Raw genomic sequence first — 17,001 nt, 5'->3', positions numbered from 1 at the left:
TAAGTGGAGTTTAAAGCCACCAAGATTTGCCATAGTAGACGTGTTATAGGTGGGTGCCTTTCATCTTTGTAAGGGCTCTCTGAGACGGTTTGGTTGGGGCTTGAAGGTAAGGAAAGTTTGCCTCGCGTGGGTAAGCGCGGGTGCTTAGCAAGGTGAGAGTGTGACAATATCAATATAAAAAAACCGCCAGGCCTGGCGGTTTTTTTATTTGGCGAATTGTTTAAAAGCCCGGTTTATAGGGTATTCCACTTGTTTTTTCGATTTGGCATACGGAAAAAACGGCCAAGTAATAAGCCCAGTAAGAGAACGCCGCCACCGGTCAAGAACCATTGACGTTGAACCACGTCTTCCGCCTGATCGATTTGCTCTTTCATAATGGCATTCTCATTGTTTAATTGGTCGATTTCCTGAACCATGCGCTGATTTTCTTCGTTGAGCTTGATGGATTGACCGGAAATCGCTTCAATCTCTTCCAGTTGTTTGTTTAGCTCGAAGTTCTGCTGTTTAACTTCTTTCAGTTCATTGTCGGTATCAACGAATCGGTTTTGAAGTGTTTCTTTTTCGAGGTTGAGCTGGTTGAGCTGCTTTTCAATGCGAGCAATTTTTTTCTCTTTTTCCTGCAATTGCATTTTGGCAATAGGTTGGCTTTGTAGAACGCTGGACGGCATCCAACCTTCCGTTTCTTTACCGTTATATTTGTAAAGCAATTTTGCCCAGCCATCCTCATTCACTTCCAGGATGGTAACAGGCGACCCAGAGCGAACCATTCTCAGGATTTTATATTTGTATCCTGGGCGACTGCGGAGCGGGATTTCAACAGAGTCAGTTACGTAATGTGTGTAACCTGTTTGCAGCTCGGCTTGTGCATTCGGGCTGAAAAACAGTGGTACCGACAAGCTTGAAGCCAAGATAAGTGGCAGGAGTTTGAAATTAGATTTGGCTGATTTTTGCATGTTGATCCTTTAAGTTTTTCAATGCTATTTCAGTATCTTGCAGTTTTTGTTTCTCTTTTTCAACTACGGCCGCGGGGGCTTTGGATACGAAACTCTCATTTGAAAGCTTTCCGCTGAAACGTTTTACTTCGCCTTCCAGTCGAGATATTTCCTTATCAAGACGAGCCATTTCCGCTTCTTTATCAATTAAACCGGCCATAGGGATCAGAATTTTCATTTCGCCGACAAGGGCGACCGCCGATTCCGGTGCGGCATCCTCATTCTCCAACAAGGTAATGTCTTCGAGCTTGGCGAGTGTTTGTAAGAAAACGCGGTTTTGGTTTAGCCAGGTTGTATCCTGTTCCGATAAGTTGCTGAGCATAATTGCAAGTTTTTTGCTTGGCGCGATATCCATTTCGGAACGGATTTTTCGAACGCCCATGATGACGTGTTTAACCCATTCCAATTCTTTTTCGGAAAGCTCGTCTTCTAAGGCTTCATTGCTAGCCGGATAGGGCTGCAACATAATGGTATCGCCTTTTTTGCCGGCAAGCGGGGCGACCGTTTGCCAAGCTTCTTCGGTAATGTATGGGGTGATTGGGTGTAGCAACCTTAGGATGGTTTCCAAAACGCGTACTAATGTGCGCCGTGTACCGCGTTTTTGAGCGTCGGTGGCGGTGCTTGAGTTGATGATTGGCTTGGAAAGTTCCAGGTACCAGTCGCAGTATTCGTTCCAAGTGAATTCATAAAGTGTGCTGGCGGCCAAGTCAAAGCGGTACTGTGAAAAGCTTTTCGCCACGTCGGCTTCTACTTTTTGCAGTTTGGATACAATCCATTTGTCGGCTAACGACAGTTCTATTTCTTGGGTATCGTCTAGGCCGGTATCTTGGCCTTCGGTGTTCATTAATACGTAACGTGTCGCATTCCACAGTTTGTTACAGAAGTTTCGATAGCCTTCGCAGCGATTCAAATCAAAGCGAATATCTCGACCGGTCGAAGCCAGTGAGGCGAAGGTAAAACGCAGAGCATCCGTTCCGTAGGATTCGATGCCGTCGGCAAATTGTTTGCGGGTAGTTTTTTCAATTTTGGCGGCTTTTTCCGGTTGCATCATGCCGGTGGTCCGTTTGGCGACAAGGCTTTCCAGATCAATGCCGTCAATCAGATCAATCGGGTCCAGAACATTGCCTTTGGATTTTGACATTTTCTGGCCTTCGCCGTCACGAACCAAGCCGTGGACATAAACCTGTTTGAATGGCACCTGTCCGGTGAACTTCAGGGTCATCATAATCATGCGGGCCACCCAGAAGAAAATGATGTCGAACCCGGTGACCAAAACGGAGGTGGGGTGGAACTTTTCCAGTTCAGGTGTTTTCGCCGGCCAACCGAGTGTGGAGAAGGTCCATAAGGCCGAGCTGAACCAGGTATCGAGTACATCCTCGTCTTGGTGTAACGTGACCCCGGAGGCGATTTGGTATTTTTCGCGCGCCTCTTCTTCGCTGCGCGCCACATAGACTTGGCCTTTGTCGTCATACCAGGCCGGGATGCGATGCCCCCACCAAATTTGGCGAGAAATACACCAGTCCTGCAGATTGTTCATCCATTCGAAATAGGTATTTTCCCAGTTCTTTGGAACGAATTCGATATCGCCATTTTTGACGGCGTCAATCGCAGGTTTGGCCAGTTCCTGAACGGCGACATACCATTGGTCGGTTAGGAAGGGTTCGATGACAGCGTGCGAACGGTCTCCGCGCGGCACCATTAACTTATGCGGTTCGATTTTTTCCATTAAATCGGCCGCTTCCAGGTCGGCGACGACTTGTTTACGGGCGTCGTATCGATCCAGGCCTTGGTATTTTTCAGGCACTTCTTCATTCATGGCGGCATCGACCGTCATGACATTCAGCATCGGTAAATCGTGGCGTTTGCCCATTTCGTAGTCATTGAAGTCGTGTGCCGGGGTGATTTTGACACAACCGGTTCCAAATTCCATATCGACATAATCGTCCGCGATAATCGGAATTTCACGCCCGACTAACGGCAAGGTGATGGTTTTACCAATCAGGCTCTGATAACGTTCGTCTTCTGGGTGAACCGCGACGGCTTGGTCACCGAACAGGGTTTCCGGACGGGTGGTGGCGACAATCAGGTGCCCGGAGCCGTCGGTTAATGGGTAACGCATATGCCACAGGCTGCCCATTTCTTCTTCGGACAAGACTTCCAAGTCGGATACGGCGGTATGGAGAACCGGGTCCCAGTTGACCAAGCGTTTCCCGCGATAAATCAGTCCTTCACTGTGTAACTGAACAAAGACTTCTCTCACCGCATCGGATAGACCGTCGTCCATGGTAAAGCGCTCACGGCTCCAGTCCGGTGAAGCGCCCAAGCGACGAAGCTGCTGTGTGATGGTGCCACCGGATTCGGCTTTCCATTCCCAAATTTTTTGGGTGAAGGCTTCTCGTCCTAAATCATGCCGACTCAACCCTTTTGCGGTCAATTGGCGTTCGACGACCATTTGGGTGGCGATACCGGCGTGGTCTGTACCGGGTTGCCACAAGGTTTCATCGCCCTTCATGCGGTGATAGCGGGTCAGGGTGTCCATAATGGTGTCTTGAAAAGCATGGCCCATGTGCAGGCTGCCTGTCACGTTCGGTGGGGGAATCATAATACTGTAAGTGTCGCCGGACGTGCTGGTCTGCGGTTTAAAGTAACCGCTCTTTTCCCAAGTTTGATACCACTTTGTTTCAATAGATTTAGGGTCGAAATGCTTTTCCATGTTTGGTTTGTGTCTTCTCGGTCTTTAATCGGGTTTACGTGGAGGGAATTCCGGGGTTCTTTTACCTGGAACGCGTGTCGGAATGCCCTGAGTATTTAAATTATGAAATTCATGGGATTATAGCAAATCAAATGGGGCTTTTATGAGAGAAAAAACGATTTGAATGGATAGGCGTGTATTCAACGGCACCGTATTTGGATTCAGAGTATCAATCACTCAAACGGCCAGGCCTGGCCGTTTGAGTGATTGATTTAGCCAAGCAAGGCCAAGACACTTTCATAGCTTTGGTTGTTCTGGGCTTGCATCGCCACCCCGGCATTGTTTAGCACTTGTTGGCGGTTTTGTTCGGCGTAAACCTGCGCCATGTCGGCATCATTGATTTGGCTGCGCGAGGCCATGGCATTCAGGTTTTGGTTGGCAATGGTGTCCACGGCAGCGGTTAAACCGTTTTGCTGTGCGCCAAATTGCGCTTGGCTATCGGTTGTTAAGCCCAGCGCTTCCGTTAGGAGCGCTTGTGTCGCTGCGGCTTGGTCCGGGGTGGTCAGGTTGGAACCCGTCAGGCCCAGAGCATCAATCGTTAAGTTGGGTAGATCAATGGTTGAACGGCTGTTTGTGTCCAAAGCGATGTCTACCGTACTGGTGTCTGCATTGAGTAAGCTGATGCCATTGAACGAAGTGGATTCGGCGATTTGATTCAGGCCTTCCATGCCTTGTTGGAAGGCCTGGTTTAACATATCCCGTTGGCTGGCGGAATAGGTACCGTTTTGAGCTTGTACACTCAAATCGTTCAAATATTGCAGTTGTTCGGTAATCGATTGGCTGGCGGCATCGGCGGTTTGAATTAGGTTGATGCCGGTGTTGGCGTTTTTAATCGCCATATCTTGACCGTCAATTTGTGCTGTTAAAGCCGAAACAATCGCTTGACCGGCCGCATCATCGGCGCTGTTGTTAATGCGAGAACCGGATGCCGCACTTTGGCCGACGGACGTGGAGCGGTTGTCTAGATACGTTGCGTAAGAGTCGGTGGCGTTTAGGGAGTCAATGGCCATGATATGCTCCTCCTTACAGTGCGTGAGTAAGGTTTCTGTTTTTAAGACTTGCTATTTCCTTAAGCTGTTATTTATTATACGCTTTTTTATTTCGTTTGAAAGTGAACCTATCGATGTCATGTTGCCCCGCTAATTTCTGCCAGTTTCAATTTCCGGACGGCCCGCCGTTAACCGATAACCCGGTGACCAATTTAAATGCGCGTTATCTGTTTCTGCCCTATGGCACTTTGTTGCAGGAGGGCGAAGTGGTTCGAATCTGGATGGAATCCGGGCAAACGCAGACCGTGATGTTGGAGTCGAAAATTTTGTTGGAGATTGGACCAACCGGGCCGGTCAGTCAGGAAGAGGGCGCTTTTTTGCCTTGGCAGTTGATTGCGCTGGATTCGGGTATGGAGGAAGAGGATATTCGCAAATGGTACTTTCATCCGTTACATAACCCGGATGCGCAGGCGATGGTATTGAAGTTCAAACATCCGCTCAAAACGAAGCCGACGCTGAAAATGCGTTTGATGCAGTGGTTGTATAAACTTCGGACGCTTTAAAGAGCAAAGATTGGGAATATAAAAAAACCGCCAGGCCTGGCGGTTTTTTATTTTCGTGAAAGAAGGCTTACTTTGTAAACTCTGGGTAAGCTTCCATGCCACATTCAGATTGGTCTGCACCTTCGAATTCATCTTCTTCAGAGATTCGAATGCCCATGACCGCTTTGATGATGCCCCACACGATCAAGCTTGTGATGAAGACCCAGGCAAAAATAACACCGGCACCGATCAACTGAGCGACCAAGCTCGCATCCGGATTTGTGAAGGTGACCGCGATCAAACCAAAGATCCCGACGACACCGTGAACCGAGATGGCACCAACTGGATCGTCGATCTTGAACTTCGTATCCAAGATGATGATTGAGAAGACCACGATGATACCGGCCACAACACCAATCAGTGTCGCGGACAAGGCTGTTGGCGTGAGTGGTTCGGCTGTAATCGCAACCAAACCAGCCAAAGCACCGTTCAACATCATCGTCAAATCCGCTTTACCGAACTTGATCTTAGACATCAATAGGGCACCGACAACACCACCAGCAGCGGCTAGCAGCGTGTTAACAAAGATCATTGCAACCGCATTTGCCTCGTCAACGTTCGAGATTTTAAGCTCAGAACCGCCGTTAAACCCGAACCAACCTAACCATAGGATAAATGTCCCTAAAGTCGCAAGCGGAAGGTTTGCACCTGGGATAGCGCGAGATTCGCCGTCAGGGCCGTATTTACCTTTACGGGCACCCAGTAGTAGGACACCTGCAAGTGCTGCCGCCGCACCGGCCATGTGAACGATGCCGGAACCAGCGAAGTCTAGGAAGCCAAGACCGTCTAGGAAGCCGCCGCCCCATTTCCAGTAACCTTCAACCGGATAGATGACACCCGTGAAGATGATGGCGAAAACGAAGAAAGACATCAACTTCATACGTTCCGCCACCGCACCCGAAACAACCGACATGGCCGTTGCAACGAATACGACTTGGAAGAAGAAGTCAGACATGTTTGAGTAGTAAGGTGCGTCATCGCCACCTGCAACAACCGCTGCAGTCGCGTTATCACCACCGATGAAGAAGCTTAGACCAGGGACGATCGAGCTGATGGCATCGCCGTACATGATGTTGTAACCCACAAACATATACATGATACAGGCGATGGCAAACAGCCCGACGTTCTTAGCTAAAATTTCCGTTGTGTTTTTGGTTCTGACCAAGCCTGCTTCCAGCATGGCAAAACCGGCGGCCATCCACATGACCAAAGCGCCAGACATTAGAAAATAAAACGTATCCAATGCATAGCCGAGTTCTAATACTTGTTCCATAACATGAGTTCCTTACCGTTAAATATCAAGACTTGTAAAGGGTAGCCTCTGCTTAAAGCGCTACTTCACCTTTTTCTTCGGTTCTGATACGAACAGCTTGTTCGATCGGGCTGACAAAGATCTTACCGTCACCGATTTTGCCCGTTCTTGCTGCGTTGCCGATGGCTTCGATTACGCTTTCCACTTTCTCCTCTGGTACCGCAATTTCAATGCGCACTTTTGGTAGGAATTCGATCGCGTATTCAGCGCCACGATAAATTTCTGTGTGGCCTTTCTGACGGCCGAAACCTTTCGCTTCAGTGACGGTCATGCCATGCACATCGATTTCGTGCAAGGATTCACGAACATCATCAAGCTTAAAAGGTTTGATAATTGCGACTACAAGTTTCATACTAACCTCTGTATTTTGTTATTAAAGAATGTTCAAGCTTTTTAAAGCGTCGCTTATGCCAGTTTTGAATTATTTTTTTAAAACATAGGGTTACGTCAATTTTTGCGTTTTTTTTGAAAAATAAAAAATTTTTTGTGGTGCTGTTTTGAAACAAGTTGGTGCAATCAAAAAAACACTGGGGAAATTTCCTAAGATTGTCATTGCCTTATTGGCGCAAATCGTGGCGTTGATTGTGCTGGCAGGGCTTGTCTGGTGGTTGCCGTGGGTGGTCGCGCCGCCTTACCCTTTGTGGGCTTTGGTCATTGCGCAAGGCGTGTTAGCCGCCTTTTTAAGCTGCCGGATGGGGCTGCCGTGCTGGTGGCGTATTATTCAATTCGGTTTGCCGGTTGGCTTGTATCTTGGCGTGCATTATGCGATTAATCCCATATGGGCATTGGGTGTGTTTCTGGTGCTTTGGCTGGTGTTTTTCAACGCTATCAAAGAGCGCGTTCCGCTGTATTTGACCAACGCCACCACGCGTAATGCACTGAAACGGTTAATCAAACGCCGCAAGTCGGTGCGTTTTCTGGACTTGGGGTGCGGCTTGGGCGGGAACGTGGTTTTCATGGCCCAACAAGTCAATGTCGAACGTTCCGATGGGGTAGAAACGGCCCCGATTCCTTACCTGATTGCTAAGTTCTATTCGTTATTGAGAGGCGGTGACGTCTTTGCCATGGATTTATGGAAAACACAGTTGGATTATTACGATGTGGTCTATGCGTTTTTATCCCCGGAACCCATGCCGAAGTTGTGGCAAAAAGTACGCGAAGAAATGCGCGAGGATGCGGTGTTCGTATCCAACAGTTTTGCCGTGCCGGATGTCGAGCCCAGTGAGGTTTGGGCTTTGTCGGATCGACGCGAAACGCAATTATATGTTTATTATTTGAAAGATTTTAAAACACCCCCTGAAGCCAAAGCCGAATCATGATTTTAGCCAGGCCTGGCTAAAAATTGGATTAGAACCAAGAGAGCTTTGCACGGGATGGATACACGGCTAAAAATGGCTAAAATCTTCCTGAATGTCGTTAAAAAACTCGTTAATAGCTAGCTATTAGCTTCGTTTTCCGCCTAATTCAGAAAAATTTTATCTCATTTTTTCCACGCGCCCCACCCCTGCAAAGCTCTCCAAGAATAAGAAGAGTAAAAGCATGAGTCACGAAATCAGTCTGGAACAAGTGCAATCCTGGAGTTTGTTTGTTGAGCGGGAAACCAAACGGTTTCCGGAGCTGTTAGCCGAAGACACTTGGCAAAATCCGTATTCCCCGGGTGAAATGGTGGGACGCATCCATACGGCTTTAGTGGCATCCGAGAGTTTGGCGCAACTTAACCAGCAGTTAAGGCAGTATCGTCGCGCCGAAATGGTACGCATCGCCATCCGTGATTTGAAAGGCCTGGCTGAAGTGGAGGAAACTCTGCAGGATTTATCCGATTTGGCGGATGCACTGGTGTCGGGCGCGTTGGATTGGCATTATGCGGTATTAGCTCAGCGTTATGGCACACCCATCGGTCAGGAAAGTGGTGAGCCGCAAAAATTGATTGTACTGGGGATGGGAAAACTCGGCGGTCGGGAGCTGAATTTCTCCTCGGATATCGACTTGATTTTTGCCTATCCCGAAAAAGGGCAAACGCAAGGTGCCGACCGTTCCATTCCGAACGATCAATTTTTCATTCGGCTTGGTCAGGCGATGAATAAATCACTCACCGAATTCAATGCCGACGGCACCGTATACCGGGTGGATATGCGTTTACGCCCGTTTGGTCAAAGCGGACCTTTGGCGGTCAGTTTTGCGGAAATGGAAACTTATTATCAAGTGCATGGCCGGGCCTGGGAGCGTTATGCTCTGGTCAAGGCGCGTATTATCGCCGGGGATCATGAGAAAGGGCAGGAACTGTTCGAAATTTTGCGACCGTTCGTATACCGTAAATACGTCGACTTTTCCGCGATTGAAGCCTTGCGTGATCTGAAAGCGATGATTAACGTTGAAGTTCAGAAAAAAGATATGCACCGTAATATCAAACTCGGACCAGGCGGAATTCGAGAGATTGAATTTATTGTCCAGGCCTTTCAATTGGTGCACGGCGGCCGCGAAAAATTGTTGCAGGGGCGTCAATTGATGCCGATGCTGGACACTTTGGTCCAGCGTCATTATCTTGATGAAGCTACTCAGCAGCGTTTGTTGGCGGCCTATGTCTTTTTGAGACGAGCCGAAAACCGTTTGCAGGAATGGAACGACCAGCAAACCCATGATTTACCAGTCGATGCGCGTCAACAGCAAGCCTTGGCCGAGTCGATGGGTTTTGGTGACTATGATGCCTTTAAAGCGGCCTTGAATGGGCATTTGACGTTTGTGCAATCGGAATTCGACCTGGTGTTTGCGGACGAAGCGCAAGAAGCCGTGACCGATAAAACCTTAAAAGAAGCCTGCCTGTCGGATGAAATCGTCTCGTCCGGGTTGCAATCTCTTTCACTGGAACAACCAGATGAAGTGGCCAACAAACTTAATAAGTTTATGACGTCTCGTTCCTATACGCATGCCAGTGCGGAAGCCGTTGAGCGCTTTAAAGCGGTGTTGCCTTTGGTGCTCACGGAATTGAGTCAGGTGGACAACCAAACCTTGGCGTTGGAGCGTTCCTTGAATGTGTTGGCCAGTGTCATGAATCGCAGTGTGTACTTGGTGTTGCTGAAAGAAAATCTGCAAGCCATTAAACACTTGTTGCAACTCTGTGCTTTGAGCGCCTGGATGGCCGAAGTGTTGGTGAAATATCCGGCACTGTTAGACCAGCTGTTGGACGAAAGCATTCTGTATGAGCCGCTTGATTTGGCCGGATTGAAACAGGAAGCCACGGCGATTTTGGCAGAAACTTTTGATGACGACGAAGCGTTTATGAACCAAATTCGTCAGTGGAAGCACGCTCAGGTGTTCCGGGTGGCGGCGGCTGACATTACCGGCCATTTGCCGATTATGAAGGTGAGTGATTACCTGACTTGGATCGCCGAGGCGGTGCTGGAAGCCACCACCGAATATGCCTGGCAGTTTTTACAGAAACGCAGTGGTTTGCCCGGCGGTTATGACCCGCAAGCCGGGCTGCCGTTTTTGATTATCGGGTACGGTAAACTGGGCGGGATTGAGCTGGGTTACGGTTCCGATCTGGATATTGTCTTTTTGTACGATGAATTGAATCCGTCGGCAATGAGTGATGGGCCAAAGGCGCTGGAGAACAATCTTTACTTTATGCGTCTGACGCAAAAGGTGATTTCGTTGCTGACGACCTTTATGCCAACCGGGGTTTTGTACGAAGTGGATACGCGTTTGAGACCGAATGGGGCCAGCGGTATGATTGTGACGGATTTAGCGGCGTTTGAGGCTTATGAAAGAAATAAAGCCTGGGTTTGGGAACATCAAGCACTGGTACGTACGCGGGCCATCGTCGGTTCTGAACGGGCGCAAACGCATTTTTACGATTTCAAGAAAGCCTTTATCGCTCAAGAGCGATCATTGGGTGACTTGAGAGATGAAGTGGTGTCGATGCGTCATAAAATGCGTGCGTCTCTGGACAAGACGTCGGCGGAGCGGTTTGATTTGAAGCAGGGCGCTGGCGGGATTGTCGATATTGAATTTATGGTGCAATATTTGGTGCTTGGCTTCGCGCATCAATATGAGTCTTTAATCGATTGGTCGGATAACATACGGCTGCTGGAAACGATTAAGTCGGTTGGATTGTTAGAGGCCGAACAAGCCGATCAACTCATTGAGGCGTATCGCGTTTACCGTAACCGTTATCACCGTTTGGCGTTGCAGAATGAAAAGGCACTTGTTTCGGTGCAAGAGTTTACTGAGGAACGGGCCGCCGTATCAAACGCCTGGCAGGCTTTGATGGAACCGACGTAATTCACGGTCACGTTCATTTTTTCGGATGCAAAAAAAGCCCCGCTTAAAGGCGGGGCTTTTTTATCATTGAAAATGACCAGGCCTGGTCATTTTTTGCATGAAACTTAGGCTGGTTGAGAACCCATTTTAGTGGCTTCGTATTGTTCGATGCCGTCCAAAATTTCTTTACGGGCCGCTTCGACATCGCCCCAGCCGTCGACTTTCACCCATTTGCCTGGTTCAATGTCTTTATAGTGGCTGAAGAACAGTTCAACTTGTTCTTTTAAAAGCGGAATGTCTTCAACTTTTTCCACGTCTTTGTAGATGGGTGTCAGCTTGTCGACCGGCACGGCGATGACCTTGGCGTCTTCACCGCCGTCGTCGGTCATGTGGAAGATCCCGATTGGGCGACAGCGAATAACCGAGCCGATCATCAATGGATGGGGAGTGACTACCAAAACATCGACCGGATCGCCATCATTGGACAAGGTGTCGTTGATATAACCATAGTTGGCTGGGTACTGCATGGTGGCCCCTTGAAGGCGGTCAACCCAAACCAGGTCGGTTTCTTTGTCGACTTCGTATTTGATCGGTGGCGCAAACGCCGGAATTTCAATGATGACGTTAATGTCGTTAGGAGCGTCTTTTCCGGCTGGAACGGCTGAATAACCCATGATATTTCCTTTTTTAATACTGAATAGAGCCTTTTGCACCCAATGCACTCAAGCGGGCATCGGTACGAGATCGGAAAGAATTTTTCGTCTCTGGCTTGTGCAAATTTCTCTGGTAAAAAGTGTGGTTAGAGACTAAAACACCCGCCGGAAGCGGGTGTTCGTAAACATTACAGAAACTGTAAGCTTATTTTGTGTGGTATGCAACCACTTTAGCAACTTCGTTCTTGGAACCAAGCACCACCGGAACACGGTCATGAATGCCTTCTGGCTGAACGTCCATGATGTCCATGCGGCCAGTTGAGGAGGCCCCACCCGCTTGTTCAATCAACATGGACATCGGGTTGCCTTCATACATCAAGCGCAGTTTACCGGCTTTAGACGGATCGCGGTTGTCGTAAGGGTACATGAAGATACCGCCGCGTACCAGGATACGGTGAACTTCCGCCACCATGGAAGCTACCCAGCGCATGTTGTAGCGTTTGGCCAAAGGACCTTCTTCGCCCAACAAACAGTCGTCGATGTATTGCTTCATTTCCGGTTCCCAGAAACGTTGGTTCGACATGTTGATCGCAAACTCAGAGGTGTCGGCCGGGATGGTCACGCCTTCTTTGGTTAGGACGAATTCACCGACGGTTTGGTCTAGCGTAAAGAAGTTGACGCCGTTGCCCGTGGTTAGAACCAAAATGGCGGATGGTCCGTAAAGAACGTAACCGGCCGCGACTTGCTTGCGTCCGTTTTGCAAGAAAATGGATTGATCGTCTGCAGCACGGTCGTCTTCCGGCGCTTCAAGAATCGAGAAGATGGTACCAACGGACAGGTTGACGTCGATGTTTGAAGAACCGTCTAATGGATCGAATGTTACCAAGTATTTGCCTGGGGTGGTGCTGGCAACCGTGTAATCTTCTTCTTCAGACCCGATGGCTTTAACATATGGGTTGTCGATCAGAATATCTTTCAACAAGTCGTTAGAAATGACGTCCAGTTTCTTTTGGGTTTCACCTTGGATGTTTTCGTCTTCAGTGGCACCTAAAATACCGGCCAATTCACCTTGTGCCAGTTTGTAAGCGATGTCCTTACAAGCAATCATGATGTGGTCGATGACCAATTCCAATTCCGCTGGAACACCGTCACGTGCTAATACTTGATCCAATCTTTTCATTGAGATTCTCTCTTTATAGTCGATAAAAAACTGGCGTAAGCATAACAGGCAAGGGAGCAAATATCAAGCTGGGAAGTGCAAAGCCCGGCGACCTTAAGACGATGGAATTGCTGGTAAAAGCGTGGCCGGGTGTCGGGGTGATAAAGCTGACACGACCAGGCCTGGGTGTTTTATAATATCGCACACTCCATCCGGTTATTTGCACAGGGTAATGTGTACCTGTCATGCTTGGTTGGAATGAACCCATGAATGAAACGCAAACTAAAACGGTATTAAATGGATTTAAAGCAACAAATGCTGGCCGCGCATCAGCAACTTGAGGGGTTTGAAATCCCTACCATTCCAGCCGAATTGCTGGAGCTTCAGGGCTTACTGCAAAAAACCGATTTTCCGGACTTTGGTGAAGTGGCGGACATCATCGGCCGTAATACCGTTTTGTCCGGCGAGCTCATCAAAGTGGCGAATCAGGCGCAGTTTTTGCCGAAAGACTCCGATCCGGTCAGTACCATTCGCGGTGCCATTGATTCATTGGGGTTGTATCGTTTGAAAAACCTAGTATTCAGCCTGGGGTTTAAAACACAAGTCTCCGATATTATTTTCGACGATCTGATGGACCACAGCATTGATGTGGCGAATGTGGCGACGGAACTGGGGCGTTGGGTCAGCGATATTTCACCGGATGAAATCTATCTGGCCGGGGTTTTTCATAACGCCGGGGCGATTATTATGGAAATGAAATTTGGCAACTACCAATCCACTTTCTACAATACGCTCACGAATTGTTACACCGGCTTGGTCAGAGAAAAGACAACCTACCAGGCGCATCATGGCGTTTATGGTTTGTTGGTGGCTAAAAAATGGCATCTGGATTCCGTTTTTGCTCAGGTGATGTTGCTTCACCATCAGCGTGATCTAAGTGTGATTAAAGACGAATATGTCCGAACATTAGTGGCGTTGATTCAAGTGGCCAATGCAATTGTCAGCGAAGTCAGCTTCGGCAGTTTTCTTGGAACGGAGGTGAAGGATATGCTGCATAACGCACAAGAAGAGTTGCTGATTCAAGATGATGTCATTGATGAAATTCGTATGGCGTTGATGAGTAACAGTTTGGTGTGATGCAAGGGGGAATCCCTGTTTTTAGGTTAAGGGTTTTGAACGTCGTTTATGAAATTTATAATTAAGCTTTTTCCGGAAATCATGGTAAAAGGCCATGCCGTTAAGAAAAAAATGGTCAATCAGCTACATTTTAACCTCCGGAATTTGCTGAGCCGGGAAATCCCCGAAGTCGAGACCAAGCGGTACTGGGATAAAATTGAGGTTTTTTGCCAGCCGGACGAAGCGGATTTTGTCCGCCAAGTGTTATTAAACACGCCGGGTATTGAACAGTTTCTGGAGGTGGAGCAGTTTTACACCACCAGCTTGGACGAAGTGGCGCAACGGGTGGCGGATTTTGCGCTGCCGAAAATCGAAGGTAAATCGTTTGTGGTGCGGGTTAAACGCACCGGAAACCACACTTTCTCATCATTTGATATGGAGCGTATCATCGGCGCGCATTTATGCCGTCATGGCAACCCGGATAAAGTGGATTTACACCATCCAGACGTCAAAATCGAATTGGAATATCACCAGGATCAACTGAATATCGTTAAACACCGTCGCCCAGGCCTGGGCGGTTTTCCACTGGGTTCTCAAGGGGATGTTTTGTCCCTTATGTCCGGTGGTTTTGACTCGACGGTCGCCAGTTATTTGACGATTCGACGTGGCTTGAAAACCCACTTCATTTTTTTCAACTTGGGGGGCGCCGCGCATGAGATTGGCGTTAAACAAGTGGCCTTGTATCTGTGGGAAAAGTTTAGCGCCTCGCATCGAGTCATGTTCGTTACCATCCCATTTGAAGCGGTGGTGTCTGAGATTTTCCGCAGTACACCGGAACCGTATATGGGGGTTACTCTGAAGCGTTTAATGATTATGGCGGCCGAAAGTGTGGCGGATGACATGGGAATTGATGCTTTGGTAACCGGAGAGTCGGTGGCGCAGGTCTCGAGCCAGACGTTGCGTAACCTGGCGTTAATTGATCAGGTGTCCGAAAAACTGGTATTGCGTCCGTTAGCGGTGATGAGCAAACCGGATATTATGGCGATTGCCGACCAAATCGGTACGCGTGAATTTGCGGAAAATATGCCGGAATATTGTGGTGTGATTTCGCAAAACCCGATTACGCATGGGTCTTTTAAACGCATGGCGGTGGAAGCGAAAAAATTTGATTATGCCGTGTTGGATCAAGCGGTGGCGTCGGCGGAAGCGATTCCGGTGGATTCGATTATTGAAAATGTCAATCAGGCGCAAGCGGTGGAAATTATCGATGACATTGGGCCGGATGATGTTGTTATTGATATTCGCAAGGCGGAAATGGCCAAGGCGCATCCCTTGGGGATGGAGTCTGTTTTGACAATACCGTTTCATGAGTTGAACCGAGCTTTTAAGACGCTGGACGCTTCCAAGCGTTACTTGCTGTATTGCCAAAAAGGGGTCATGAGCCAACTGCACGCTCAATATTTACGTGATGCGGGCTTTGAGAATGTAAAAGTCTATCGTCCCAAATCCACTGGCTAGCAAATGGGGCAGCGGGTCAGTTAAGGGTTGCAGCCGGAAGATTGGCTTGGTCATTATCCTCCTGGCCGTTGTTCAGCAGTAAGCGTTTGTTTTGATCTAACCGCTTCGACGCATCGAGGAATATACGCATTTTTTGAATGCTGGTGACGTAGTTAACCGTTTCATGTCCGATGACTTGTCTGGCCGTTGTTTCGACATTATAAAACCATTTGTACGGGTCCAGCCCCAGTTCACGAGTTTTCTGTTGTAGCTGTAATACCCGGCGTGGCCCGGCATTGTAAGCCGCAAGTGCAAAGTTCTCTTTTTCTTCAGGGGTGTAATCCGTGCTTGAAAAATAGCGGTCTCGAAGGAAAGCTAAATACTTTACCCCTGCGTGAATATTGGTTTCCAGATCGGTAATATTTGGCAGATTGACGTTTCGGTCGCGTGCTGTGGACGGTTTGATCTGCATAATACCGATGGCGCCCGCGTGGCTTTTTTTGCTGGGGTCAAAGCGTGATTCCTGATACGCCAAGGCGGCAACCAACCGCCAATCGAATCCATAGAATTCGGCGTAAAGTTGGAAATAGTATTTTAAACAATTCACTCGCTTCAAGAGGTCGTGCGTTAGAGGGCGCTCAATCCAATAAGTATCTTCAAAATATTTACGGTAAACGGCGTTGCCCAGAAAGCGCCCCGGTTCGGCATAGTCTTCAATGAATGTATTCAGCGAGGCCAAGAGTTTCGGATGGTGCTTTTGCACGGCCCAAGCGATATTGCTGTGGTGGTGAATGATGATATTGGGGTGCAATGCTATATTGTCGAGAATTTTTTGCCAGATGTCGGCAATGTGATTATCAACCACCGTGTACTGGTAGATGTCTTCGTTTAGCATTTCCAATATGTCTTCCGCTTCCACTAAAGGGTCCGCTTTGATGATTTCCATGGTGGGCAAGCCTAAAAAGCCAAGGGTTTGGTTGATGCGTTCTAAGTGGATGATGTAGCTGCTGTTCCGAACGACGATGACGCGCTTGCCGGAGAAATCGAGTAAACTGTTAATGGGCGGGGCATTTTTGTTGGAAACCAGTATTTCTTTCACGTTTTCGATATACGGCTGTGTAAAGTCGACCAGCCCTTGTCGTTCTGGTGTGATGGTTAATCCGGAAGCGGCAATATCGCCGTATCCCGCTTGTAGGCTCGGCAATATTTTGTTGAAGGTGGTTGGAATAAACGTTAAATGGGTTTGATAGCGTTGTCGTCTTGGGCCACGATTCAAATAGGCTTCATAAGCCTTTAAGAGGTCGTATTCCACCCCTCGGAACCCGCGAGGCGTGAGAAAAAAGTTGGTGCGAGTGTAGCTCACTAAAACTCGTATCAACCGTCGCTCTCGCAGTTCCGGTAAATCGCCATGGAACGGTTTGAGTATGCGTTCGGAGATGGATATTTCAGGCAAAGGCGGGGTTGGGTCTCCGAGTGAATACACTGGCGCCAAGCCAAGTGTTATTCCAAAGACGGCCAGTAACAACGCACGTTTCGATTTTTGTAGCAAACTCGTTATCTCAAATGGGTCAGAAGGTTTGATTGTATTTTGACTCACATATTAATCAAGTCAAAATTGCGAAAAATCACCGATTTCAGTTTCATTTCTTTAAGTTGTCATAATCTAGGG

13 protein-coding genes are annotated in these 17,001 nt (G+C 48.3%); 5 read left to right on the top strand and 8 right to left on the bottom strand.

Annotated features, from left to right (window positions below; translation table 11 throughout):
- Positions 1-233 precede the first annotated feature (233 nt).
- The 3 genes from AC0KH7_RS07795 to AC0KH7_RS07785 form a co-directional block, all read right to left on the bottom strand.
- Positions 234-953, bottom strand: a complete 720-nt coding sequence (locus AC0KH7_RS07795) for a TIGR04211 family SH3 domain-containing protein (protein ID WP_472372276.1) — start codon at positions 951-953, stop codon at positions 234-236.
- Positions 931-3,705, bottom strand: coding sequence for a valine--tRNA ligase (locus AC0KH7_RS07790; RefSeq protein ID WP_472372274.1), 2,775 nt, complete (start codon positions 3,703-3,705; stop codon positions 931-933). Before AC0KH7_RS07790 ends, AC0KH7_RS07795 begins: the two co-directional genes overlap by 23 nt.
- A 251-nt stretch (positions 3,706-3,956) precedes the next feature.
- Positions 3,957-4,754 (bottom strand): flagellin N-terminal helical domain-containing protein, encoded by a 798-nt coding sequence (locus AC0KH7_RS07785; protein WP_472372272.1) that lies wholly within the window; start codon positions 4,752-4,754, stop codon positions 3,957-3,959.
- 113 nt (positions 4,755-4,867) lie between these two features.
- On the opposite strand from AC0KH7_RS07785, the gene AC0KH7_RS07780 reads away from it, so the two are divergent.
- Positions 4,868-5,296 carry a hypothetical protein gene (locus AC0KH7_RS07780; RefSeq protein WP_472372270.1) on the top strand — a complete coding sequence of 143 codons (429 nt, stop codon included), beginning with the start codon at positions 4,868-4,870 and terminating at the stop codon, positions 5,294-5,296.
- 67 nt (positions 5,297-5,363) lie between these two features.
- Here AC0KH7_RS07780 and AC0KH7_RS07775 read toward each other — a convergent pair whose 3' ends face one another.
- Both AC0KH7_RS07775 and AC0KH7_RS07770 read right to left on the bottom strand, forming a co-directional pair.
- Complete coding sequence (locus AC0KH7_RS07775; protein ID WP_472372268.1) at positions 5,364-6,608, bottom strand: ammonium transporter; 1,245 nt, start codon at positions 6,606-6,608, stop codon at positions 5,364-5,366.
- A 52-nt stretch (positions 6,609-6,660) separates the two neighbouring features.
- Positions 6,661-6,999, bottom strand: a complete 339-nt coding sequence (locus AC0KH7_RS07770) for a P-II family nitrogen regulator (RefSeq protein ID WP_011370920.1) — start codon at positions 6,997-6,999, stop codon at positions 6,661-6,663.
- Positions 7,000-7,144: 145 nt separating this feature from the next.
- Here AC0KH7_RS07770 and AC0KH7_RS07765 point away from each other — a divergent pair, with 145 nt between their 5' ends.
- Together AC0KH7_RS07765 and glnE are read left to right on the top strand one after the other, a co-directional pair.
- The gene (locus tag AC0KH7_RS07765) at positions 7,145-7,966 is read left to right on the top strand and encodes a methyltransferase domain-containing protein (RefSeq protein ID WP_472372266.1); all 822 of its coding nucleotides are present in this window, start codon (positions 7,145-7,147) and stop codon (positions 7,964-7,966) included.
- A gap of 220 nt (positions 7,967-8,186) precedes the next feature.
- Positions 8,187-10,928 (top strand): bifunctional [glutamate--ammonia ligase]-adenylyl-L-tyrosine phosphorylase/[glutamate--ammonia-ligase] adenylyltransferase, encoded by a 2,742-nt coding sequence (gene glnE, locus AC0KH7_RS07760; protein ID WP_472372264.1) that lies wholly within the window; start codon positions 8,187-8,189, stop codon positions 10,926-10,928.
- A gap of 104 nt (positions 10,929-11,032) precedes the next feature.
- On the opposite strand, the gene ppa is transcribed toward glnE, so the two are convergent.
- The gene (gene ppa, locus AC0KH7_RS07755) at positions 11,033-11,581 is read right to left on the bottom strand and encodes an inorganic diphosphatase (protein WP_029938382.1); all 549 of its coding nucleotides are present in this window, start codon (positions 11,579-11,581) and stop codon (positions 11,033-11,035) included.
- A 184-nt stretch (positions 11,582-11,765) separates the two neighbouring features.
- Positions 11,766-12,740 carry a class 1 fructose-bisphosphatase gene (locus AC0KH7_RS07750; protein WP_472372262.1) on the bottom strand — a complete coding sequence of 325 codons (975 nt, stop codon included), beginning with the start codon at positions 12,738-12,740 and terminating at the stop codon, positions 11,766-11,768.
- 276 nt (positions 12,741-13,016) lie between these two features.
- On the opposite strand from AC0KH7_RS07750, the gene AC0KH7_RS07745 reads away from it, so the two are divergent.
- On the top strand, positions 13,017-13,856 hold the full coding sequence (locus tag AC0KH7_RS07745) for an HDOD domain-containing protein (RefSeq protein WP_472372261.1): 840 nt from the start codon (positions 13,017-13,019) through the stop codon (positions 13,854-13,856).
- 48 nt (positions 13,857-13,904) lie between these two features.
- Complete coding sequence (gene thiI, locus AC0KH7_RS07740) at positions 13,905-15,353, top strand: tRNA uracil 4-sulfurtransferase ThiI (RefSeq protein ID WP_472372259.1); 1,449 nt, start codon at positions 13,905-13,907, stop codon at positions 15,351-15,353.
- A gap of 16 nt (positions 15,354-15,369) precedes the next feature.
- On the opposite strand, the gene AC0KH7_RS07735 is transcribed toward thiI, so the two are convergent.
- The gene (locus AC0KH7_RS07735; RefSeq protein ID WP_472372257.1) at positions 15,370-16,881 is read right to left on the bottom strand and encodes an MltF family protein; all 1,512 of its coding nucleotides are present in this window, start codon (positions 16,879-16,881) and stop codon (positions 15,370-15,372) included.
- Positions 16,882-17,001: the final 120 nt, after the last annotated feature.

The sequence above is a fragment of the Hydrogenovibrio sp. genome (assembly GCF_965140365.1).
GTDB lineage: Bacteria > Pseudomonadota > Gammaproteobacteria > Thiomicrospirales > Thiomicrospiraceae > Hydrogenovibrio.
This window is presented reverse-complemented; position numbering and strand designations above follow the sequence as displayed.